This window comes from Mucilaginibacter ginkgonis, assembly GCF_009754905.2.
Classification (GTDB): Bacteria; Bacteroidota; Bacteroidia; order Sphingobacteriales; family Sphingobacteriaceae; genus Mucilaginibacter; species Mucilaginibacter ginkgonis.
Window position 1 is genome coordinate 3358341 of the sequence record NZ_CP066775.1, and the last position, 22305, is coordinate 3380645.

The following is a 22305-nucleotide window of genomic DNA, read 5'->3' on the forward strand; positions in this document are numbered from 1 at the left end:
CTTTAAATTTAGCTTTTATAAATAACGATCTGCCACCTGAATGGCCACAACCAGCGCAGGCTGTAATTTTTGATTCCTGCACGATTTAACAGATCGACCAACTCCCTGCGCTTAAAACTTTTCTTTACTGACAGAGGACCGTCTATCCTCACCATTTTGTTGCTTGTAAACAGACGGGTTATAGCGATCACTGCATAATATAAAACCCTGTGCCGGTGCAGATCATTGATGATAACCGCCTTCTTGGCAGCAAACTTCATCCCGGTAACCAACTTTATCCACTCATCATTTGTAAAGTGATGGCTAAACAAATTACAGATCACGTAATCGCAAATTGCTTCGTTAAACTCATCAACAAGTACATCTGCCAGCCGGTAGCTTATATTGTTGTAAGTAACAGACTGCTGCTGCGCAAACTTAATAGCAGCGGGCGCTGCATCGATGCCCTGCAACTTTATGTTTATGTTATTTTTTTGTGCCCAATCTGCAATAGCTATCAGCATATCCCCGCCTCCGCAGCCCCAATCGGCAATGACGTCGCCATTTTGTAAAGGAACTTTCTTTAACGCCTTAATGATCGCCTTATGGCCGCCAAATAATTTGTTCATTTGACCAAGGCCTTGCAACACAGGGTCGATCTCTGCCGAAGGCAGCCCGAAATCGTCCATTACTTCTTTTTCTACCGACCGGTGTGTTAGATTGACCATATTGGTATTAAACAAACGGTTGCCCGTGTGTTTTACCGATGATATAACGCGTCAAAGGCGGCAGCGCGTTCAGTACATTTAAGGTGATAGCAGTCATGCGGTTATTGCCAAATAGTTTCTGCAACTGCCGGCCAGTCCATAACCTTTTAGCAAATTGCTCATCCCAGGCTTTAAGGTATTCGGTTTCAATTGACTTTCGTGCCAGGTCTGTGAAATTGTTTTTGCGATGATGTTTGATGATGATCTCTGATAAGATCTTTGCAGAATGGATGGCCATGGTCATGCCGTTGCCGCAAAGCGGAGCTATCATACCTGCGGTGTCGCCGCTCATTAAAATATGACCGTCGAGCGGCGACTTTTTCTGAAACGATATCTCGTTGATCACTTCTGGCTTATCAAGCAGAAAATCAGCATGGTCAAATATCTCCTTTAGGTAAGGATTTTTAAGGATTACGTTCTGTTCTAAAGCCGGCAGCGAACCATACTTGCGCAGGTCATCACGGTGGGCTAGGTAACACATACAATGACGGTCTTCCTCTATCTTGCTTATACCGCAATAGCCGTTATGGTAATTGTTCAATTGGATAAGATCATCCGGAAAATCGACCTTAACATGAAACTTCACGGCAAGGTATGGGCTGCGTTTGTAAAAAAACTTGCGCTGAAGTTTTTGATCCAGGTTTGAGCGTTTGCCGAACGCGCCGATCACCAAAGGTGAGGTTAACGTTTGGCCGGGAACGGTTACCTCAAAGGTGCCTTGATTAAACTCTATATTTTCGACGCGCGTTCCTGTTAAGAAATTTACTCCGGCGGCTTTTGCTTTTTCATACAGGAAATTGTCGAAACGGTAACGGCTCAAGCCGAAACCGCCAAGGTCTAACTTCTGGCTTAGCTTTGTGCCTGATACCGCCGTAACCTCAAGTTTTTTAATTGAAGATGCACCCAAAGCGTGTACATCAATATCCATCGAGTAAAAAAAAGACAAAACTTCATTAGAGATATATTCGCCGCAAACACGGTTAAAGGGATAAGATTTCCGCTCAATGAGGGTTACAACAAGGCCGGCACGGTTCAGCAAAATAGCGTTAAATAAACCCGCCAATCCACCGCCGACAATGATAACATCTGCCATTGTTTAGCGCTTTTGTAAAACCATGCCCTCGACAGTGAGACCGGGGCCGAAAGCATAGCTAAGAACCTTTCCCGCTTTTACAAACGGTTTGGTTAGCATCTCTTTAAGTACGAAAAGGATTGTGGCCGACGACATGTTTCCATAATTGCGCAACACTTCATAGGCGGCTGCATTACTTTCTTCGGGCAGATTAAGTGCTTCTTCAACGGCCTCTAATATTTTTTTTCCGCCGGGATGAATAGCCCAGGAAGTAATATCAGCATAAGTTAAACCGACATGCGCAAGCAGGTTATTAGTAATTGTGCCAATATGCTTTTTGATTTGCTTAGATACTTTTGAGGTAAGGCGCATCTCAAAACCGGTGTTGCCCACATACCAGCCCATCTCGGCGCTCGCTTCGGGCAAAAACTCGGTGTAAAAACTTTCCAGTTCAAGTACCAATCCTTCCGACAAATCACTATTTTGAACTAATGCCGCAGCGGCGCCATCAGAAAACAAAGAGTTGGCCACCCAATTATCCAATGTATTAACCTTCTGAAAATGAAGCGTACAAAGCTCAACGCTTACCAGGAGTACCTTTGCTTGTGGATTGGCGCGGCAAATATAGTCTGCAGTTTTAAGCCCGTTTACAGCGCCATAGCAACCCATAAAGTTAATGCAGGTACGCTCGGTATGTCGGTTCAATCCTAATTTTTCAACCAGATCTATGTCCAGCCCCGGGGCGTACATGCCTGTACAGCTTACCGTAATAAGGTGTGTGATTTCTTTATAAATGTCTTTACTGTAATTTGCCAGGCAGTCTGCAACAGCTGCTGCCGCAATATTTATTGCTTCGCGCTGATATAATTGCAACCTTTTATCGGTCGACACAAATGGCTCTAAGGCTTCGTTCTTTTCAAAAAAGGTGAAGTCGCTTACATCTGTAAAAGCAAAGTCGGGGATGACAGAGTAGCGGGTGTCTATGCCCGCATGATCATAGATGGACTGTAAGCGCGCACGGTTTGTATCGTCAAGGCCAAAAGCATTCGCCATAAAACCGAACACATCTTGCTGCTTAAGCTTATTTTTAGGATTTGCTGTTCCAATTGCGCTTATGCAGCTGCTCATGTTTTTTATTTACTCGTTTCTGCGGTTATGTCAACCTTGGCTTCATTGGCCAGCATCATGCTGCTGCCGCCAACACCAAAGTCTTTGCGGTTTAGCGTAAAGCTGCCTTTAAAAACACCTGTTTTGCTACCGTCTGTATAAGAGAATGCAACTTCAACAGGTTTTGTTTTGTCTTTAATAGTTACGTTAAAAATGCCGGTATAGTTGCCGCCGCCTTTACTTTTAAACGAAACGGATTTCATGGTGATCTTTGGATATTTAGCTACATCGAAATAATCCTCGCTTTTAAGATGGTTATCGCGCATTGTATTGTCAGAATTAATACTGGTAGCGTCTATACTGGCCTCTATGCTGCTAGTGCTTAAATGCTTTTCATCGAAATTGATATCGGCTTTTAACCCGCTGAAATTTCCATGGGTGTTAATTCCCATATTTTTGATCTCATAGGTGACAGTCGATTTAGTTACTGTTTGTTTAACTTGAGCTAAAGATGCTGCGGCAATGAATATGATCGCAATAAAAAAGTATTTTTTCATGTTGTAGGATTGGCTTCAAACTTAATAAATAATTGACGGAAGTATTGTTACTTTAGTTTAATGGTGCTGAAACATTTATTGCCCAGCAGGTCGGCTATCGCGCATTTACGTTTTGTGTTTTCGCTTTTTTTAATGCCGGTATTCTGTTTCGCGCTTAGCCAGGTTCCGCAGTTTGATGCGTTTAAAGCCATTCTCATTTTCTTTATCTGGCACGCGCTGGCATTCCCTGCAAGCAATGGTTACAACAGTTATTTTGACCGCGATGAACAAAGTATAGGTCTGTTAGAAAAGCCGCCCAAAGTAGATATCAGCCTATATTATTTTTCCATCTTTATTGAAGTACTGGCTTTTGGATTAAGTTTTCTGGTTAGTGTTGAGTTTGCTTTCGCCGTATTATTCTATGGCATCACGTCGAAGTTATATAGCCACCCGGCAACCAGGTTAAAGAAATATCCCATTGTGAGTTTTCTTACGGTATTTATTTTTCAGGGGTGCTTCATTTATTGGAGCACCTTTGCCGCTTTGGCCGGGACCAGTGTTTTTAGCGGGTGGAATGCCCACTTTATAATAGCCGGCGCGATATGTTCTTGCCTGATCGGTGCATCATACCCGCTAACGCAGGTTTATCAGCATGATGAAGACAGCCGCCGCGGCGACCTAACCATCAGCATATTATTAGGATATAAAGGTTCGTTCATGTTCTCGGGGGCGCTGTTCGCTACCGCGATATTGCTTACATATTTATACTGGCGCGAAGTATCGTTAATGCCGTTGTATTGCTTTTTAATCTGTTCTGCACCAATTTTTGTTTATTTCAATTACTGGTTTTACAAGGTGGGTAAATCAACATCGAACGCAAATTTTAAATACGCGATGCGCATGAATTTTATCAGCGCGGGATGTATGCTCCTCTACTTTGGGGGGCTTATGGCCATCAGGTTAACAAGTAATTAACTACATTTATTACATGACCGAACTGCAGCGACTTTTATTGGCTTGCGACGAGCAACTAAAGCAAGGGCGGCAATGTGCGCTGGCTACAGTTGTGCAGGTAGAGGGTTCGGCCTATCGCAGGCCGGGTGCGCGTATGCTTATCACAGATACGGGCCAGCTTACGGGCACCATAAGCGGTGGTTGCCTGGAAGGCGATGCCCGCCGCAGGGCGCTGAAGGTAATGCAGCAAGGCAAGCCCGAAATTGTAATTTATGACAGCCTTGACCTGGACGATGACCTGGAACAAGGCGCCCAGCTAGGCTGCCAGGGGCTAGTACATGTGCTTATAGAGCCCGTTGAAACCGGTGATAAAGCAATGGAGTTGCTTCGGGTCGCTGCAGACGCGAATGAGCCGGCAGTGTTGACAACTTTCTTAAAGCGCCAGCAGCCGGAGGATAATTCAGGGGCGGTAATGCTTGTTACCGCAGGTGCAATCTTTACACAAAGCGAACTGAATAAGCAATTAGAAGCACTGCTAACTATTGAAGCAAGGCAGGCACTCGCCCGCGGGCAATCTGTAGTGCAAAGCCTTTCAATAGATGGAGAAGAAATAGAGATTTTCTTTGAAAATCTTAAACCGGCTCCACAGCTAACCATTTACGGTGCGGGTAATGACGTGCAGCCATTATTGAAGCTTGCTGTAAACTTAGGCTGGAAAGTGAATATCGTTGATGGCCGGGCAAACCTGGTCACACCTGAGCGATTTCCGGGCGCAGCCAATTTACGCTGTGTCAAAGTGGGTGAGTTAGAACAGGGAGTTGATAGCTTCGGTTTCGCTGTATTGATGAGCCATAATTACATTTATGACCTTGCCGTTTTAAAAGCACTCATCAATAAGCCTTCAGTTCAATACATCGGAATATTAGGGCCTAAGAAGAAGAAGGACAGAATGCTTGACGATTTGCACAACGAAGGCCATATCATTCCTTCCGGGTTTGTCGATAAGGTATTTGGCCCGGTTGGTTTAAATATAGGCGCAGAGGCTGCTGAGGAAATAGCAGTCGCGATTATGGCGGAGTTGGTAACAATAAGAAACGGGCACCCGGCAGGCTTTCTCCGCGATTTAGACGGCCCTATCCACAAGCCGGAATCGGTTATAGCTTATGCAGCCAGATAACTTCACCATAGTCATCCTGGCGGCAGGTAACTCGTCCCGATTGGGAAAGCCAAAGCAATTGCTTACGTACAATAACACGATACTTATTGGTCACGAAGTCCAAACCGCGGCAGATAGCGGCTGCAATGAGGTTGTGGTGGTAACGGGTGCCAATCATGATCAAGTGGCAACGGCGATCTCGTCAGAAGATGTGGTTGTAGTTGAAAATAGGAACTGGCAAACTGGGATGGCGTCATCTGTAAAAGCAGGGGTTGAATTTGCAATGGAAGGTCAATCGAAAGGTGTTTTGATAATGCTCTGCGACCAGCCCCTCATCACATCAGACCACCTAAAGAAGCTTGCCTCGACGTTTACCACAAACCCGGACAAAATAGTGGCAACACAATATGAGTCGGTCAAAGGTGTTCCTGCACTATTCCCGGAACGTTACTTTGATAAGCTCACGACATTGCGCGGCGATCAGGGCGCAAGGCAATTAATCGCTGATAATGGAGAGGACGTCATCGCGATAGCTTTTGAAGGCGCGGCTTTAGACATAGATACCGAAAGCGACTATCGTCAACTCATCAATCTTACTTCATCTTAGCAGCATATTTAATTCCACCCAGCAAATGGCCAAGAAAGAGCGGGTCGCTGTAAGATTCGTCGGTGTGGCCTAAGGCGGTGTAAAATGCACGGCCGCCATCGTAATTGTGGTACCAGCTCATAGGATGAAACTTGCCATTTGTGCCACCGGTGTAGGTCGACTCATCTATGGTGATCAGCACATGCAAGTCAGGCTGAATGTCTTTAAAGTTATATAACTCATCAAACCGTTGCCAATGCTCGGGCAGGTTTTTTGTGGCGATGAAATTCCGGTCAGTAATGTGAAACGTTGCGTTCTGCTGGTTTGGGTGACTGGTGAAGTATGCGCCAACAAGTTTGCCATACCATGGCCAGCCGTACTCCGTGTCTGAAGCGGCGTGCACACCTACATAACCATGTCCGTTGCGAATGTATACCTCAAACGCGACCTGCTGCGTATCGTTCAGTACGTCGCCCGTAGTGTTTAAAAATATAACTGCATCATACTTTTTAAGATAGTCGGCAGTAAAAAGATCAGCGCTGGTCGTGGTATCAACAGAGAAATTATTCTCACGGCCTAATTTATAGATTGCTTCTATACCTGCCGGTATCGAGGCATGGTGAAAACCTTTCGTCTTGCTGAACACCAATACGGAAGTCGCGTATGAAGTGCCGATTAAGCAGATCAGAAGCGCGCCTACAAAAATGCACCTTTTCATAATGGTGGGTTTGTTTGGAAAATCAAAAAGCCCCTCTGTTTGAGAGGGGCTTAAGCAAGAGGCATTTTATATGCCCATTGCACGTAAGTTTTTATAACTGGTGCTTAAGCTGGCGTAAGCATCTGCAGGCATGTCATGCTCTACAAAATAATGCTTAACACCACCTGTCGCCGCGTGTGCAAAAATGGTTTTGAACGGAACCATACCTTCACCTACCGGCTCTAAAGTTTTGTCGGCCTTAATGTCTTTTACGTGGAGTAACGGGAAACGGCCGGGATGTGCTTTAAACAATTCGGGTACGTTTACTTTAGCATAGGTAGCCCATGCCAGGTCAAGTTCCATTTTCAACAGGCTTGCGTCAACTTCCAGCAGCATGTCATAAGGCAATTTGCCTTCAACCTGCACAAATTCCATATCGTGGTTGTGATAACATAGCTGCAGTTTGGCTTTTTTACAAGCCTCGCCGGTGCGGTGCAATATCTCCTGCGCGTCATGTAGCTCTGCCATCGATGCTGTCGGTATATTAGCACAAACTAAATACTGTATGCCTCCTTCTGCGGCCTGGTCAACCAGTTCCTGCATGTCTTCCTTCAGGTTTTTAAGTCCGGTGATCTTAAGTGGTTTGCCTTGCGCGTCTAATGGCATCTTGGTTCCCGGAGGTAATTTAAATGGCGCCCCCAGCACGTGATGCGATCTCCAGCTTAATCCGTGGCTTTTACAAAGCGCCGCGAATTCTTTTGGCGACATACCGTAGTAGTTGGGCTTTTTGCTGAATGCCGACTCGATCTCTGTGTAGCCGATAGCCTTTAGCTTGGCCAATGAGCCGGCAACGTCGGCATCTATGGTGTTAAATAAGGTGAACAATTGTACACCAAGGGCATGTGGCGGGGCCGCGAAAAATGCTTTGGCCGCGCCCGGTAGTACAAGGGTGCCCGCACCAAGCATACCAGCCTGTTTCAGGAAGTTTCTTCTGTTTATCACAATGTTAGGTTTTAATTGAGAAAGCTAAATATATCAACATTGTGTCTTAAATACGCAATAGGTAACCGTATATTTTTTCAGGAAATGATAAAATACCTTAGGGGGCGATTAAACTAAGCGCAATATTTTTAATCATACAGAAACTAATTAATCCGACTAATCAAGATGAAAGACCTTTACTATATTCTGGGCATTGCGAAAACTGCGGGCGCGGCGGAGATAGATGCCGCTTATCAAACTTTATCGGCCAAGTTAAAGCCGGCAGAAGGTGACAACAGCGGCTTTCTTCAAAATCATTTCAACGAAATAACCGATGCTTATTCCATTTTAAGCAATCCGGGGAAACGCAAGGCCTATGACGCAACATTAAAGCGGGCGCACCTGAAGCAGTTAGCCCGTTTTAAGGCAAAGACTACAAATGCTTTCATCGCGATTTCGATACTTTTAATTGCAGGCTTGCTTGGGTTTTACCTGGTGAACCTGATCAATAGCCACAAATCCACCAAGGTGGACGCAAAGCCTGAGACCGCCGCTGCTATGCCGGCACTAAAGAAACATCACAAGCATAAGAAACATACAAGGGCCTTGATCGCTCGTAATCGCCCTAAGGTTACTGCACCGGCAAAAATTACCCCACAGCCTGCAACAGCAGCCTTAGCCACGGTAGTTACGGCAAACATGGCAAAACAAAGCATTAATAAAATTAAACCGGCGGAGCCTGCCATTGCTAAACCGGTAACAGTTGCTGCAATTAAGCCCGTGATAATAAAGAAAGATACTGCCAGGCCAAAACCAGTAGTTGCAGAAGCGCCAATTAAACACTTGATATTGGTAAAATCAACAACCCAACGCGATAGCAGCTATGTTACTTACCTAAAAAATAATCTGCGCGACTCTGTTTACATGCACCAACTGGCAGATTACATGTCGCCGGTTGTCTCTACTTTGGCCGCTAATGCTAAAGTAAAGGTGTTGCAAAAAGGCCGCCTGTTTTATAAAGTGGCCTTGGCAAATGGGACCGGTTATGTGCCTAAATGGGCGCTAGTAAAACAATAAATGTAGAGGCGCAAAATTTTGCGACTCTACAATTTTATCGCATACTCTTATACTTATTGATTAGGCCATTGGTTGACGCGTCGTAAGATGACACTTCGCCATCGTCTTTTAAAGCAGGCAGAATTGAACTAGCCAACTGCTTGCCCAGTTCTACTCCCCACTGGTCGAACGTGAAGATGTTCCAGATAATCCCCTGAACAAATATTTTATGCTCATAAAGCGCGATCAGCTCGCCTAACGAGAATGGCGTAATTTCTTTTATCAGGATAGAGTTGGTTGGGCGGTTACCTTCAAATACTTTGAACGGTGCCAGCTTTTTGATCTCGTCATCAGATTTGCCTTGCTTCTGTAATTCAGTAATAACCTCATCTTCTGATTTACCGTTCATCAGGGCCTGCGTTTGCGCAAAGAAGTTAGAGATTAGTTTCTGATGATGATCGCGAACGGGGTTATGCGAAATAGCCGGAGCGATAAAATCGCAAGGGATCAATAAAGTACCCTGATGTATCAACTGGTAAAACGCGTGCTGTCCATTGGTGCCCGGTTCGCCCCAGATGATAGGCCCGGTTTGATAGTGTACATGGTTGCCTGCACGGTCCACACTCTTTCCGTTACTTTCCATGTTACCCTGCTGAAAGTAAGCAGAGAAGCGGTACATGTATTGGTCATACGGCAAAATAGCTTCAGTTTGTGCGCCATAAAAGTTTAAGTACCACAGGCTGATCAGCGCCATTAATACCGGAATGTTCTCGCCAAATTGCGCGGTTTGAAAGTGCTGATCTGTCGCGTAAGCGCCTTTAAGCAGTTGCTCAAAATTGTCGTAACCGATCATTAAAGCGATAGAAAGCCCGATGGAGCTCCACAAAGAGTAACGACCGCCAACCCAATCCCAAAACACAAACATGTTTTCTTTGTCGATACCAAATTTGGTAACACCCTCTTCGTTAGTTGACAAGGCAATAAAATGCTTCGCCACGAACTTCTCATCTTTAGCGGTTTGTAGAAACCATTCTTTGGCCGTTTCGGCATTGGTCATGGTTTCTTGTGTGGTGAATGTTTTAGACGCGATTAGGAAAAGTGTAGTTTCAGGGTCGACAAGTTTCAAAGCCTCAACAATGTGGGTGGCATCTACATTCGACACGAAATGCGCTTCCATCCCTTCAACCCAATAGGGTTTAAGCGCTTCGGTTACCATTAGCGGGCCTAAATCGCTGCCGCCAATGCCGATATTTACAATGTACTTAATCTTTTTACCTGTGTAGCCTGTGCGGGTGCCGTTATGTATCTCTTCGCAAAATTGCTTCATTTTAGCTTGCGATGCTAATACGTCGGGCATTACATCCTTACCTTCAGACATGACCGGTTTACCCGAGAAGTTGCGCAAAGCGGTATGCAATACAGATCGTCCTTCAGTTTGGTTGATCAGATCTCCGCTGAACATGGCGTTGATAGCCTGTTTCACTTCACACTGTTCTGCCAGTTGTATGAGCAAGCCAAGCGTTTCGTCTGATACCCGATTCTTTGAAAAATCTACAAAGATGTCGTCGAGCTGAAACGAATATTTATCAAAGCGCTTTTCGTCGCCGGCAAAAAGGTCGGCAATTTTTTGGCTTTTATTTTTATCAAAATGCTGCTGCAATGCTTTCCAGGCGGCAGTGGTGGTTGGGTCTTTTATAGGTAACATGTTGTGTTCTATTTTTAAATTCCCCTCTTGAGAGGGCAGCGCAGTGGGCAGTGTAGTGGTAGGGGTGTGTAATCATTGTAAAAGGACACACCCCCAAACCCCTCTCAAGAGGGGAGTCATGTCTTAATTATTCTTTTTTTAGATCCTTAGCTATTGTTTTATCTATTAGCCAGGTAATATTCCCGTTTACGGGGTTTAGCAGTTGTGCCGGATACAGGTCGGGGTTACGCTCGCCTTCCAAAACTTCATATAAAGCTTCGGCTTTTTCATTACCGTACAGCATCAGGATGATCTCTTTAGCTTTGTTGATCAGCGGAGCGGTAAATGTTATGCGGTACATGTTTTGCGACTTCAAATAATAGGCATCCACCAATTTCGTCTCTTCGTGCAGAACAGGCTCATATGGGAAAAGCGACGCGGTGTGGCCCTCCGGGCCCATGCCCAATAGGATCAGGTCGAACCTCATTCCGTCACCCAAAACCTCCCGAATAGCATTTTCATATTCTTCTGCATATTGGCTCACATCCTTATCTGCCCACATGTAAAAGATCTGGTTTTTTGGTACAGGGACTTTATTAAGCAGCGTGCGGTTTGCCATCTTTCCGTTGCTTTTATCATCGGTTAAAGGCACCCACCGCTCATCGCCCCAAAACACAAAAACTTTGCTCCAGTCTATCTGCTCTTTGTAGGATGCCTCTGCCAGATCTTTGTACAACGTCTCCGGCGAGCTGCCACCTGTCAGCGCTACAACAAACTTGCCGTTTTCTGCAATGGCTTTCTGCGCAAGGTCTGTGAACATTTTAGCACATGCCGTGCTGATCTCGTTCTTATCGTCGAATATCTTTACTGTTGATGCCATTATTTTTCTGTTTTTGGGTGCGAATTGATAGCCCACGTATGGCCCTGGCGGGCGATCAACGCTTCCGCAGTTTCTGGCCCCCAGGTTCCTGCAGCATAGTTAGGGAAAGACAATGAGGTGCGGCCTTCCCATGCTTTTTGTATCGGGGTTATTACGTCCCAAGCCTCTTCCACCTGGTCAGAACGCATAAATAGGGTGGTATCGCCGGTCATTACATCCAATAACAGGGTTTCATATGCCTCAGGCGATTCCTTTGAGCTGTTGTAATCGAATACCATCTCTGCGGGATTCAATTCCATCTCGATGCCGGTTTTCTTGACTATGAACCTTAAGCGAATGTCCATCTGCGGCTGAATGTTGATGGTCAGCCTATTCGGCGACAACGCCTCTGCCTGCATTTGCGGGAAGGTTGAGTGCGGCACCGGCCTGAATTGTATGGTGATTGAAGATGTTTTTTCCTGAAGGCGTTTGCCGGTACGCAGGTAAAACGGAACCCCCTGCCAGCGCCAGTTATCAATGAAAAATTTTATGGCTGCAAAGGTTTCAATATTAGAATCAGGCGCTACCTCAGGCTCTTCGCGATAGCCAACTACTTTTTTGCCTTCCATCCAGCCTGCAGCGTATTGCCCGCGTACGGCATCGGTGCTTACATCATTGGCAGTAAACCTGCGGATAGCGCGCAGCACATCTACCTTACGGTTTCGTATTTCTTCAGCATCGAAAGATATGGGGGGTTCCATAGCTACCATGCATACTAATTGCAGCAGGTGGTTCTGGATCATGTCTTTTAACGCCCCCGCGCTTTCATAGTAACCGCCGCGTTCTTCAACGCCTACCTGCTCGGCAACAGTTATCTGCACATAATCGATATAGCTGCGGTTCCAAAGCGGCTCGAACAGCGCGTTGGCAAAACGGAAGGCCAGGATATTCTGTACCGTCTCCTTACCTAAATAGTGGTCTATGCGGTAGATCTGCTGCTCCTGGAATTTGCTTACCAGTAACTTGTTGAGCTCGATGGCACTTTCTTTATCATGGCCAAAAGGTTTTTCAACCACGATGCGGTCTTGCTCGGGAATAGAGGTTAGCCCGGATTCATTGAGGTGCGTAGCCACAGCGGCGATAAATCGTGGTGCCACCGACATGTAGAACAGTCGGTTTGCACGACCGCCCCACTCTTTGTCAATGGCGTCGAGCTTTTTTGCTAAACCTTTGTATGAGGCCGGGTGATCTATGTCTGATATGTAGTAAGAAATACTTTCCTTGAATACCTTCCATTTATCGTCGGCCGGTTTGCCGCTGCGCGAAAAATCTGTCAGGCCTTCAAACAAACGGTCGCGGTATTGGTCGTCATTAAGTTCGGTACGGCCCAAACCAACTATCGCGAACTTGTCGGGCATCCAGCCGTCGTTATATAAATTATAGAAAGCCGGTATCAGCTTTCGCTTTGCAAGGTCGCCCGTGCCGCCAAATATGACTATGATGGTAGGCGATACTTCTTTTTCTTTTTTCATGGTAGGGGTGTGTAACAGCTAATTAATCCCATTGGGTATGGAAGGTGCCTTGTTTATCTGTGCGCTCGTAAGTGTGGGCGCCAAAATAGTCGCGCTGTGCCTGCACCAGGTTAGTAGGTAATTTTTCGCTGCGGTAGGCATCAAAATAACTCAAAGCCGACATGAATGCTGAGGCCGGAATACCTTTACCGGCTGCATATTTCACTACAGCCCTTATTGCTTCCTGGCGGTTTAACAGGTCTTTGCCTATCTTGTTATCAAGCATTATGTTTGGCAGCGAAGGGTTTTTCACATAAGCCTGCATAAAATCTTCCAGGCAAGTCGCGCGGATGATGCAGCCACCCCGCCAGATCTTAGCAATGTCTGCCAGATTTAGGCCGTAGTTATAAGCCTTGTCGGCAATGGCCAACTGTTCCAGGCCTTGCGCGTAAATTGTTAACATGGCAAAGTAATAGCCATGTTTAATATGATCCAAATCGATGCTGCCCTCGCTGCCATCCCAGGTTAGTTTTTTAGACGCTTCAACGCGTTCTTCTTTGTACTTAGACAGATCGCGCATGGCAACCGCCGCGTCAATCACAGGGATAGGCGCCTGTAAGTCCATCGCGTTTTGCGATGTCCATTTACCTGTACCTTTTGCACGCGCAACATCAGACACGATATTGATGAGCGGACGGCCCGTTTCATCATCCTTTTTATTTAGAACAATGCCGGTGATCTCTATCAGGAATGATTGTAACTCTGTTTCATTCCATTGGGCAAAAGTTTGCTGCAACTTGGTGTCATCAAAACCCAGCCCGCGTTTCATAATATCATACACCTCTGATATCAACTGCATAATGCCATACTCAATACCGTTGTGCACCATTTTAACATAGTTGCCGGCCGAGCCGCTTCCCAGGTAGGTAACACAAGGTTCGCCGTTTACCTTGGCTGCTACAGACTCGAAAATCGGCTGCAGGCGTTTATAAGCGTCCTGATCGCCGCCCGGCATCATGCTTGGCCCAAAACGCGCGCCTTTTTCGCCACCAGAGATTCCCATTCCGAAGAAATGCAAGCCTTCTTCATCAAGTTCTTTTATGCGGCGGTCTGTATCGGGGAAGTAAGAGTTACCACCATCAATAATGATATCACCCTCTGCCAGTAATGGTACAAGCCCGGCAATAGCCGAATCAACCGGTTTCCCTGCCGGCACCAGCAATAGTATAGCCCGGGGTGTCTTCAGCATCTCAACAAATTCTTTGTCAGACGTAGTGCCTTTCACATCCTGCTTTTCTGTTGCTTCATTTGCCAGAGCATCTACTTTGCCCTGGTCAAGATCCAGGCCTGCCACCGCGTAACCGTGGTCGGCTATGTTTAAAAGCAGGTTGCGGCCCATAACGCCAAGGCCAACTATGCCAAATTCGTATTGTTTCATGGTAGGTATTTATAGGGAGGTTAATATTTTGTTATGTCATTGCGAGCAATAGCGCGGCAATCTTGTCGTATGATTTATAATTGATGTAAGAATGAATTTATGTTACGTGTCGATAATTTTTATTTATCTAATAAATAATCAAATCGATAATTATAGTTTTAATTTTGGCGTTGCCTCTTCGCGGCCCGCGCTTTCCTCGATGGGCTTGGAGTCTATCCTGAGCCTGTTGAAGGACTGCTATCGCTAACGCTATTTTGTTTTCAATTAATTTAATTTGAGCCCGTAGTCCTGCAATTGTTTTTTTGTGCTTTCGATGTCTGTATGATGAATTGTATTTATGCCTAACTGTTTAGCCACTTGTATAAAGACGTCCCGATCGTCAAGGTAGACCACCTCTTGCGGCTTTACCTGCGCCAGGTCTAAGCCGATGAGGTAAATGTTCTTATCGGGTTTGCGGGCACCAACAAAAGAAGACGATGCGAATACATCTATGTACTCTCTCATACCAAATTTTGCGATGCGGTACTGGTTTAGTTCGCGGCCTTCATTGTTAACAGCTACGGTACTTAAGCCATTAGCTTGCTTAACGTCTTTTATCAACTGCACCATATCCGGGAATTCTACCGAACCTGCCAACATAAACTGCTTAAATTCTTCGGCACTGAAACTCTGCGGTTCAAAAAACAACAATAAATGCAGATACTCATTTAACGTCATCTTTCCCGCTTCGTAGGCATCGAATATCACGCGGTGACGGTCGTTCATCGTCGCCAGGTCGATCGAGAAATGTTCAGCGGCTTTTGCCCTTAAATTCCTGTCCCAGCCATTGGTAAGCAACACCCCGCCAAAATCGAGAAACAATGATTTTATGGAAGGGCTGTTGCTCATGAAGTAACCTGTTTGCGTTTTTCTTTAAGCGTATCCATCAGGGTATCAAAAGGCTTGATGAATTTTTCTATGCCTTCTTCCTCCAGTTGTTTAGTCACGTCATTAAGGTTTATGCCCACAACTGTCTCTAATTGATAAAGTTGGTAGCGGGCCTCTTCCAGCCCATTTTCTAAGCGTGATGCAGGCTGACCTTTTTCACGGTAAATATCCAACGTGTCTTTTGGAACAGTATCTACCGTATCAGGGCCTATTAATTCTTCCACATACATCAGGCTGTCATAAGCCTTGTTTTTTACACTGGTACTTGCCCAAAGTAAACGCTGTGGTTTAGCGCCATGTGCTTCAAGTTTGGCAAAACGTTCGCTTTTGAAAACGTCTTTATAGATCTGGTAAGCATCGCGGGCGCTGGCAATGGCGATCTTACCTTTAAGCTGATTAGCTACTAAAGCTTTTTGCTGATCTTCTGCAGCTATTTTTTCCAGCATCGGGTCTATCGCGGTATCTATACGGCTCAAAAAGAAACTGGCAACCGAAGCGATGTTCTCCAAAGATCCGCCTTGTTCTAAACGCTGCTCCAAACCTTCTACGTAAGCTTCTGCAACAGCTTTATAGCGTTGCAAGCTAAACAATAAGGTAACGTTGATGTTAACACCCTCACTGATCAGCTGTTTTATGGCAGGTATACCTTCTTTGGTAGCCGGTATCTTTATCATCACATTTTTGCGGTCAAGCGCTTTCCATGACGAACGGGCCTCTGTTAGAGAACCTTCTGTCTGTAAAGCCAAAGATGGCGACACCTCCAGGCTAACGTAGCCGTCTAATGCGTTGGTGTCGGCGTAAACGCCTTTGAAAACGTCGGCAGCTTCCTGCACGTCTTCAATTGCAATTTTCAGAAAAAGGTCTTCGGCCGAGATGTCTTCTTTACCGTAGGTCGAAATGGCCTCATCATAATCATCGCCTTTGGCAAATGCCTCCTGAAAAATAGCAGGATTTGAAGTTACGCCACGAAGGCCATCTTCATCAATCATTTTGTTTAAGCTGCCATCGCGGGTGAATGAGCGTTTTATATAATCGAGCCAGATACTCTGCCCAAAATCGGGTATACGTGCTAATGGATTTTTCATGGTTTTATGTGTTTATTTTCTATCGCTATTATTTTATCGAGGCGGCGCTGAAAGCGGCCACCACCAATGTAAGTTGCTTTAAGATAGGTTTCTATAATGTCCCAGATAAGTGAAGGGCCAATAACCCTGCCGCCAAGGCAAAGCAGGTTCATGTCGTCATGCTCAACCCCCTGGTGTGCCGAATACGTTTCTGTAACCAAGGCCGCGCGAACGCCGGGGAGTTTATTAGCCACCACAGAAACGCCTACGCCGCTGCCGCAGATGGCAATGCCCCGTTTTATTTCGCCCGTGGAAATAGCCTGAGCCAGAGGCAAAACCGCGTCAGGATAATCATCGTCTGCATTATACACAGACGCGCCGTAGTCTTTCACCTGGTAACCGGCGGCGGTTAACAAAGGCAAAAGTAAGTTCTTTTGCTCAAAACCGGCATGATCTGCAGCTATGCCTATTTCCATTTTGTTATTTTTTTAGCAAAGCCTTAGCTGCTTTAATCACATGGTCTGTAGTGAAACCGAAATGTTCCATTACTGCATCGCCGTCGCCTGATTCTCCGAATCGATCGATACCGATCGGGGTTCCCTCTTCTGTAACGTACTTGTACCAGGTTAAAGTAACACCGGCCTCTACAGACACGCGTTTTTTAAGGTTTGGCGGCAAAACAGAATCGCGGTAAGCCTCATCCTGCTGATCAAATATCTCAAATGACGGCATACTTACCGCGCGGGCTTTAATACCTTCGGCGGCTAACTTTTCCTGTGCTTCCAGGATCAGGTGTACCTCAGAGCCGGTAGCAATTAGAATTACATCGGGCTGGCCATCGCTGTCCTTTAAAATGTAACCACCTTTCCAAACATTGCTGGCAGGTGCGTATTTATTCTGGTCTAACACGGGCAACACCTGGCGGGATAAGATCAAAGCAACAGGCCCTTTTAATCTGCTGACAGCTATTTTCCAGGCCTCAACGGTTTCGTAAGCATCAGCAGGGCGTAGCACGGTTAAGTTTGGTGTTAAACGCAAAGATGATATCTGCTCTATAGGCTGGTGGGTTGGCCCGTCAGAACCTAAAGCGATACTGTCGTGAGTGAATATATAAGTTACTGGCGCCTTGGTTAAAGCAGCCAGGCGGATCGAACCGCGCATGTAATCTGAGAACGTTAAAAAGGTTGCACCATAAACTTTAGTGCCGCCATAAGAGGCAATACCATTCATTACCGCACCCATACCATGCTCGCGCACGCCATACCAAAGGTTGCGGCCGCCATAATTACCCGGCTGGAACGCGCCGCTGCCGTCTTTACCCGGTGTTTCGTTCGAACTTGCAAGGTCGGCAGAACCACCTAGTAACCATGGAATATTTACGCGTAGCTGCTCAAGCGCTTTGCCCGATGCCTGGCGGGTTGCTAAAGGTTTAGCCAGGTCAAATGTAGGCATGTCTTTGTCCCAGCCTTCGGGCAATTTGCCGTCTTCGCTCAGCGCAAATAGCTCAGCTTCGTCAGGATATGCTTTCTTAAATTCTTCGAATTTATTTTTCCATTCTTTATGCAGTTCTTCGCCACGTTTACCAGCTTCGCTCATGTGCTCCTGCACACCATCGGGAATGAAGAATGTTTTATTAGGGTCCCAGCCAAAGAACTCTTTGGTCTTTTTAACGTTTTCTTCGCCCAATGCTGCGCCATGAACCTTATTGGTACCTTCCTGCGGGCTGCCAAAACCGATAACTGTTTTTACGCAGATCAATGACGGTTGGTCAAGCACACCTCTTGCTGTTTCAATAGCTTCTTTTAACGCATCAAGGTCGTTACCATCGTCTACGGTTAACACATGCCATCCGTAAGCTTTAAATCTTTCAGGAACGTTCTCAGTAAATGCTTCACTGGTTGGACCGTCTAAAGAGATAGAGTTATCATCGTATAAATAGACCAAACGGCCAAGTTTCAAGTGGCCTGCAAGTGATGCTGCTTCAGAAGCAACGCCCTCCATCAGGTCGCCGTCACTTACAATACTGTAAACATAGTGGTCAACAAGGTCGTGCCCTTCTTTATTGTAAGTGGCTGCCAAAAACTGGGTAGCCATTGCCATACCTACACCGTTGCCAAAACCTTGCCCCAGCGGGCCGGTAGTAACTTCTACGCCAGGTGTCAACGTCGACTCGGGGTGTCCTGCAGTGCGTGAGCCTAATTGCCTGAACCCTTTAAGATCTTCCATAGAAAGATCATAACCATACATGTGCAGCAAGCTGTACAACAATGCAGAGCCGTGGCCCGCCGATAGAACAAAGCGATCGCGGTTTGGCCATTTAGGTTCTTTCGGATCAAACCTTAAGAAGTTATTCCATAGCACATAAGCCATTGGCGCGGCACCCAAAGGTAAGCCGGGGTGGCCTTGATTGGCTTTCTGTACCATATCTATGGACAGCATCCGTAATGTATTTACACTTAACTCTGCAATATTCTTCGAATTGTCGGTCGACATAAAAAAGGGGGATTATGGTAGAATGTTAAAACTTTTTGAAGTGGCTAATTTATACTATTTATATCTATGTTTAACCGCGTAAAATTTATCTTGTTTTACGGGCTTGTCATTTAAATATAATCACCATAGCGCTTTTAGTACTAGTAATGTGTTTAATTGACGCAATGGCGGTTTGAGACAGCCAACGAGTAAAAAAGACCAACTGAAAGTGATTTGAACATGACATTAAAAGTAACTGTTGCGGCTGTATTTTTATTTTTAGCAACGATTGCCTCATCGAATGCGCAGGTAAACTACGCAGAGCGTTTTAGGGCCGCCGCCGCCCAGTACAAAGTTTTGATGAGGCGTCTGCCTGCAGAAAGGTTTCCTAAGACTTACTTTGCGGTGAACGATAGTTTAGGCACCAGCGACTCGGGTTGGTGGTGCAGTGGTTTTTATCCGGGCACTTTACTGCAGCTTTACCGGGAAACAAAGGATCCGGCAATCCTAACTGAGGCCAATCGCATGTTAGGGTTGCTTGCCAAAGAGCAATATAATACAGGCACGCACGACCTAGGGTTTATGATGTATTGCAGTTTTGGGAATGCTTTAAAAATAGATCCTAGGCCCGAATACAAGCAAATATTGATAAACAGTGCAAAATCGCTTGCCAAACGGTTTGACCCAAAGGTGGGCTGCATACGCTCATGGAACGGCAAGCCCGGCGATTTTCTGGTGATCATAGATAACATGATGAACCTGGAACTGCTGTTTTGGGCGACAAAGGTTACCGGCGATTCTAGCTTTTATAAAATAGCCGTTACCCATGCCAACACAACCATGAAGAACCACTTCCGGCCGGATCATAGCTCATATCATGTGCTGACTTACGATGAGCAAACCGGTGCAGTGAAGCATAAGGGTACCGCACAGGGTTATGCGGATGAGTCGGCGTGGGCAAGAGGACAGGCTTGGGGTTTATATGGTTATACGGTGATGTATCGCGAAACGCATGATCAAAAATACCTCGACCAGGCGAACCATATCGCATCGTTTATTTTAGATAATCCTAATTTACCATCAGACAAAATACTTTACTGGGACTATAACGCGCCTAACATACCCAATGCTTTGCGTGATGTATCTGCTGCAGCTATAACAGCATCGGCATTGCTGGAATTAAGAAAGTATAACAGTGGGGCAATAGCTCAAAAATATCTAAGCAATGCAAAAGCGATATTGAAAACCTTGTCTTCGTCGCCGTACCTGGCACCTGGGGGGACTAATGGCGGGTTTATCCTGCAGCACAGCGTTGGACACTTGCCCGCCAAAAGCGAAGTTGACGTGCCGCTTACCTATGCAGACTATTACTATATGGAGGCATTGACACGGTTGAAGGGTGTAGAAATAGATCATTAAAGCAATTGCAACGTTCAGATCTGTTTATTGAGGCATGCAAGTGGCGTTAAATCAATTAATAATCCTTTTTACACTATTCGACCGGCTTTGTTATTTTATTCTCTGCAAGCCTTAAAAGTTTAAGCGCATAAGTAATGTCGTCTTTTTCGCGTAAGTAAAAACTTATCCATCCGGAATTTTTGAATTTATGATGGTCTTGTATTCTATTGCCAGTCTTTAGTTGTTGTTTCAAGGCGCGATTTAGTAGGATATCGAGCAACCCATTACTATGGATATGCCCTAATTCTTTATCGCCTTTATTAAACTGTATACCACCATATTTATGTGTGCAAACCGTTACACCATCCCATTCGCTAACCTCTAGCTTAATTTCATCAAGCCAGTCCAAGAGGTGTGGCTGCGTTATTAATGTATATATCTTTAGCCAGTTATCAAAAAGGATGGCTAAGCCAGGAAAGATTTTTAGGAAACCAAGATGCCGAACTATAAAATTGAACATTTACTTTGCTTCGCTTAGTTCTTTTATATGTTCCATTACGCGTAAATGCACATTGCGCGTAATGCTTTTTGCCCAAATATCATAATACCAAACAGGGAAGACGTATAGCTTGTACCAACTGTTGCCAATAAGTGTTGTGGTGTTGTCGCCGTTGTCCTTTAACAAAAATTGGCCACGTAATATGTCTATATGGCCCATTATTTCGGGATCACGGGGTTGGTGCGTTACATCGAAGGTAAGTTTTCTGTTAATCTCAAACGTCGAAATTTTTTCATCGAAAGTGTAACCATTGCTAAAAATACATTTGCGTTTTGCGCCGAGGTAATACCCGTCAACAGTTGATTGAACCGGACTTGGCATCCCAACCTTAAATAGCCAAAAATTATTCTCCTTATTGATACGTTTGAATGCGACAACATGCGACCAAACTTCGCTCACAGGTGCGTTTATAACCATTGCGTCGGAAACCTCGTTTTGGTAGTCATGCGTTGAACGCACATCCATCATATAAATGAAAAGCAGCAGCGATAGTATGCTGAAATTCAAATTATTGTTGTCCCTCTTAAACATATAACGCCCCGCGAAAGTGCCGGCACTTATGCAAACCCATATTAACGGTGACACGATAATTAGACAAATAACTCCTTCGCCTAAAAACATGGCACTAAAGGCAATAGCTAGTAGTGTGTTGTAAAAGCCGGACATCAATAATTGACGGCTGGATAAATTAAGATCACGCCAAAACCACGAGCTTATAATCCCCATGACCAACGGAATGATAATAAACTCTGAAAAGATAAGGACACCATTTATGTAGGGTGGCATAAAATGTTTTGTTATGCTGATCACCACCACTGCAAAAAGGTTAGCGAAAACATAACCGTCTGCTCTTGAATTTAAAACTTGCATGTAATAAAGATGTTAGGTAAATATTAAACTTTCAGTAATTCTTGAAAGACATCATTAAAAAAGTTATTTAAAAACTTTTACAATTGAGCCCCAAAACCAACTCTCTTCTGCCTTTAGCATTATATCTAGAGTTTTATCGACGTTTTTAGCAAGATTGTTAATGTCAGTCACAGATTTATGAAAGGTTTTAAATACAGGGTCCTTATTGTCCCCTTTAAGTGTACTTAACTCTCCTAATATTTTAAGAACAGGGTCAAGCTCACGTTTTCGGCGTTCTTTAGCAACCTGGCGGGCAATTGTCCAGGTGTCTTTATCCGAACAAAAATACTCTTTACGTTCCCCCGGACGCAGTCTTTTCTCTACCAGTCCCCAGCCGATCAAATTCCTAAGAGTCATATTAGCGTTACCGCGAGATATACTTAGTTCGGCCATTACTCCTTCTGTAGATAATTCGCCGGGTGTTATCAATAGTAAAGCATGTACTTGTGCCATGGTGCGGTTAATGCCCCATTCAGAGCCTAGCTTACCCCAGGCCTCTATAAATTTATGTTTCGCTTCTGGCAGATCCATGTATAAACCTAATTATCAAAATTGAACTTTCAAAAAATATTGAAAATTAAATTTATAAATAA

At 45.1% G+C, this 22305-nt stretch carries 22 protein-coding genes; 5 read left to right on the forward strand and 17 right to left on the reverse strand.

Annotation, left to right across the window (positions count from 1 at the left end):
• Positions 1-8: 8 nt before the first annotated feature.
• Genes GO620_RS15570 through GO620_RS15585 form a run of 4 tightly spaced genes read right to left on the reverse strand, consistent with a single transcriptional unit; the run spans position 9 to position 3482 of the window.
• Positions 9-707 (reverse strand): methyltransferase domain-containing protein, encoded by a 699-nt coding sequence (locus GO620_RS15570; protein WP_157524682.1) that lies wholly within the window; start codon positions 705-707, stop codon positions 9-11.
• 7 nt (positions 708-714) lie between these two features.
• The gene (locus GO620_RS15575; protein WP_157524683.1) at positions 715-1839 is read right to left on the reverse strand and encodes an NAD(P)/FAD-dependent oxidoreductase; all 1125 of its coding nucleotides are present in this window, start codon (positions 1837-1839) and stop codon (positions 715-717) included.
• A gap of 3 nt (positions 1840-1842) precedes the next feature.
• The gene (locus tag GO620_RS15580) at positions 1843-2946 is read right to left on the reverse strand and encodes a type III polyketide synthase (RefSeq protein ID WP_157524684.1); all 1104 of its coding nucleotides are present in this window, start codon (positions 2944-2946) and stop codon (positions 1843-1845) included.
• A gap of 5 nt (positions 2947-2951) precedes the next feature.
• Positions 2952-3482: a YceI family protein gene (locus GO620_RS15585; RefSeq protein WP_157524685.1), complete on the reverse strand. Its 531-nt coding sequence runs from the start codon at positions 3480-3482 to the stop codon at positions 2952-2954.
• 60 nt (positions 3483-3542) lie between these two features.
• Between GO620_RS15585 and GO620_RS15590 the strand changes: the two genes are divergently transcribed.
• The 3 genes from GO620_RS15590 to GO620_RS15600 are packed head-to-tail and all read left to right on the forward strand — an operon-like array spanning position 3543 to position 6178.
• The gene (locus GO620_RS15590) at positions 3543-4436 is read left to right on the forward strand and encodes a UbiA family prenyltransferase (protein WP_157524686.1); all 894 of its coding nucleotides are present in this window, start codon (positions 3543-3545) and stop codon (positions 4434-4436) included.
• 13 nt (positions 4437-4449) lie between these two features.
• Complete coding sequence (locus GO620_RS15595) at positions 4450-5592, forward strand: XdhC family protein (protein ID WP_157524687.1); 1143 nt, start codon at positions 4450-4452, stop codon at positions 5590-5592.
• A complete protein-coding gene (locus GO620_RS15600; RefSeq protein ID WP_157524688.1) occupies positions 5579-6178 on the forward strand; it encodes a nucleotidyltransferase family protein in 600 nt (199 codons plus the stop codon). The genes GO620_RS15595 and GO620_RS15600 overlap by 14 nt, the downstream gene beginning before the upstream one ends.
• Here GO620_RS15600 and GO620_RS15605 read toward each other — a convergent pair.
• Positions 6165-6875 carry a ThuA domain-containing protein gene (locus tag GO620_RS15605; RefSeq protein ID WP_157524689.1) on the reverse strand — a complete coding sequence of 237 codons (711 nt, stop codon included), beginning with the start codon at positions 6873-6875 and terminating at the stop codon, positions 6165-6167. The genes GO620_RS15600 and GO620_RS15605 overlap by 14 nt on opposite strands.
• Before the next feature lie 66 nt (positions 6876-6941).
• A complete protein-coding gene (locus GO620_RS15610; RefSeq protein WP_198173543.1) occupies positions 6942-7856 on the reverse strand; it encodes a sugar phosphate isomerase/epimerase family protein in 915 nt (304 codons plus the stop codon).
• 165 nt (positions 7857-8021) lie between these two features.
• Here GO620_RS15610 and GO620_RS15615 point away from each other — a divergent pair, with 165 nt between their 5' ends.
• Positions 8022-8912, forward strand: a complete 891-nt coding sequence (locus GO620_RS15615) for an SH3 domain-containing protein (protein ID WP_157524690.1) — start codon at positions 8022-8024, stop codon at positions 8910-8912.
• Between the two features lie 34 nt (positions 8913-8946).
• Here the strand turns inward: GO620_RS15615 and pgi are convergent, their stop codons facing one another.
• The 8 genes from pgi to tkt all read right to left on the reverse strand — a co-directional run bounded on the left by pgi (position 8947) and on the right by tkt (position 18867).
• Positions 8947-10596: a glucose-6-phosphate isomerase gene (gene pgi, locus GO620_RS15620; RefSeq protein ID WP_157524691.1), complete on the reverse strand. Its 1650-nt coding sequence runs from the start codon at positions 10594-10596 to the stop codon at positions 8947-8949.
• Positions 10597-10723: 127 nt separating this feature from the next.
• Positions 10724-11455, reverse strand: coding sequence for a 6-phosphogluconolactonase (gene pgl / locus GO620_RS15625; protein ID WP_157524692.1), 732 nt, complete (start codon positions 11453-11455; stop codon positions 10724-10726).
• Complete coding sequence (gene zwf / locus GO620_RS15630) at positions 11455-12966, reverse strand: glucose-6-phosphate dehydrogenase (protein ID WP_157524693.1); 1512 nt, start codon at positions 12964-12966, stop codon at positions 11455-11457. The genes pgl and zwf overlap by 1 nt, the downstream gene beginning before the upstream one ends.
• 22 nt (positions 12967-12988) lie before the next feature.
• Positions 12989-14383, reverse strand: a complete 1395-nt coding sequence (gene gndA, locus GO620_RS15635) for an NADP-dependent phosphogluconate dehydrogenase (protein ID WP_157524694.1) — start codon at positions 14381-14383, stop codon at positions 12989-12991.
• A 264-nt stretch (positions 14384-14647) separates the two neighbouring features.
• Positions 14648-15271: an HAD family hydrolase gene (locus GO620_RS15640; RefSeq protein ID WP_157524695.1), complete on the reverse strand. Its 624-nt coding sequence runs from the start codon at positions 15269-15271 to the stop codon at positions 14648-14650.
• Positions 15268-16395 (reverse strand): transaldolase, encoded by a 1128-nt coding sequence (gene tal / locus GO620_RS15645; RefSeq protein WP_157524696.1) that lies wholly within the window; start codon positions 16393-16395, stop codon positions 15268-15270. The genes GO620_RS15640 and tal overlap by 4 nt, the downstream gene beginning before the upstream one ends.
• Positions 16392-16850, reverse strand: a complete 459-nt coding sequence (locus GO620_RS15650) for an RpiB/LacA/LacB family sugar-phosphate isomerase (RefSeq protein WP_157524697.1) — start codon at positions 16848-16850, stop codon at positions 16392-16394. The genes tal and GO620_RS15650 overlap by 4 nt, the downstream gene beginning before the upstream one ends.
• Positions 16851-16854: 4 nt before the next feature.
• Complete coding sequence (gene tkt / locus GO620_RS15655) at positions 16855-18867, reverse strand: transketolase (protein ID WP_157524698.1); 2013 nt, start codon at positions 18865-18867, stop codon at positions 16855-16857.
• Between the two features lie 219 nt (positions 18868-19086).
• Between tkt and GO620_RS15660 the strand changes: the two genes are divergently transcribed.
• Positions 19087-20265, forward strand: a complete 1179-nt coding sequence (locus GO620_RS15660; protein WP_157524699.1) for a glycoside hydrolase family 88 protein — start codon at positions 19087-19089, stop codon at positions 20263-20265.
• Between the two features lie 73 nt (positions 20266-20338).
• Here the strand turns inward: GO620_RS15660 and GO620_RS15665 are convergent, their stop codons facing one another.
• From GO620_RS15665 to GO620_RS15675, 3 genes are all read right to left on the reverse strand, one after another.
• On the reverse strand, positions 20339-20653 hold the full coding sequence (locus GO620_RS15665; protein ID WP_244139424.1) for a luciferase domain-containing protein: 315 nt from the start codon (positions 20651-20653) through the stop codon (positions 20339-20341).
• A gap of 111 nt (positions 20654-20764) precedes the next feature.
• Entirely contained in the window at positions 20765-21673 is a 909-nt protein-coding gene (locus GO620_RS15670; RefSeq protein ID WP_157524701.1) for an SRPBCC family protein, read from the reverse strand.
• Between the two features lie 63 nt (positions 21674-21736).
• Positions 21737-22243 (reverse strand): GbsR/MarR family transcriptional regulator, encoded by a 507-nt coding sequence (locus tag GO620_RS15675; RefSeq protein WP_157524702.1) that lies wholly within the window; start codon positions 22241-22243, stop codon positions 21737-21739.
• Between the last annotated feature and the right edge of the window lie 62 nt (positions 22244-22305).

Coding starts and splice junctions, on each gene's coding strand:
- tal (WP_157524696.1), bottom strand. CDS start 16,395: ATGAAAAATCCATTAGCACGTATACCCGATTTTGGGCAGAGTATCTGG.
- tkt (WP_157524698.1), bottom strand. CDS start 18,867: ATGTCGACCGACAATTCGAAGAATATTGCAGAGTTAAGTGTAAATACA.
- GO620_RS15675 (WP_157524702.1), bottom strand. CDS start 22,243: ATGGATCTGCCAGAAGCGAAACATAAATTTATAGAGGCCTGGGGTAAG.
- pgl (WP_157524692.1), bottom strand. CDS start 11,455: ATGGCATCAACAGTAAAGATATTCGACGATAAGAACGAGATCAGCACG.
- GO620_RS15570 (WP_157524682.1), bottom strand. CDS start 707: ATGGTCAATCTAACACACCGGTCGGTAGAAAAAGAAGTAATGGACGAT.
- GO620_RS15600 (WP_157524688.1), top strand. CDS start 5,579: ATGCAGCCAGATAACTTCACCATAGTCATCCTGGCGGCAGGTAACTCG.
- GO620_RS15585 (WP_157524685.1), bottom strand. CDS start 3,482: ATGAAAAAATACTTTTTTATTGCGATCATATTCATTGCCGCAGCATCT.
- GO620_RS15605 (WP_157524689.1), bottom strand. CDS start 6,875: ATGAAAAGGTGCATTTTTGTAGGCGCGCTTCTGATCTGCTTAATCGGC.
- GO620_RS15615 (WP_157524690.1), top strand. CDS start 8,022: ATGAAAGACCTTTACTATATTCTGGGCATTGCGAAAACTGCGGGCGCG.
- GO620_RS15580 (WP_157524684.1), bottom strand. CDS start 2,946: ATGAGCAGCTGCATAAGCGCAATTGGAACAGCAAATCCTAAAAATAAG.
- GO620_RS15575 (WP_157524683.1), bottom strand. CDS start 1,839: ATGGCAGATGTTATCATTGTCGGCGGTGGATTGGCGGGTTTATTTAAC.
- zwf (WP_157524693.1), bottom strand. CDS start 12,966: ATGAAAAAAGAAAAAGAAGTATCGCCTACCATCATAGTCATATTTGGC.
- GO620_RS15595 (WP_157524687.1), top strand. CDS start 4,450: ATGACCGAACTGCAGCGACTTTTATTGGCTTGCGACGAGCAACTAAAG.
- GO620_RS15640 (WP_157524695.1), bottom strand. CDS start 15,271: ATGAGCAACAGCCCTTCCATAAAATCATTGTTTCTCGATTTTGGCGGG.
- GO620_RS15660 (WP_157524699.1), top strand. CDS start 19,087: ATGACATTAAAAGTAACTGTTGCGGCTGTATTTTTATTTTTAGCAACG.
- gndA (WP_157524694.1), bottom strand. CDS start 14,383: ATGAAACAATACGAATTTGGCATAGTTGGCCTTGGCGTTATGGGCCGC.
- GO620_RS15590 (WP_157524686.1), top strand. CDS start 3,543: ATGGTGCTGAAACATTTATTGCCCAGCAGGTCGGCTATCGCGCATTTA.
- GO620_RS15650 (WP_157524697.1), bottom strand. CDS start 16,850: ATGGAAATAGGCATAGCTGCAGATCATGCCGGTTTTGAGCAAAAGAAC.
- GO620_RS15670 (WP_157524701.1), bottom strand. CDS start 21,673: ATGCAAGTTTTAAATTCAAGAGCAGACGGTTATGTTTTCGCTAACCTT.
- pgi (WP_157524691.1), bottom strand. CDS start 10,596: ATGTTACCTATAAAAGACCCAACCACCACTGCCGCCTGGAAAGCATTG.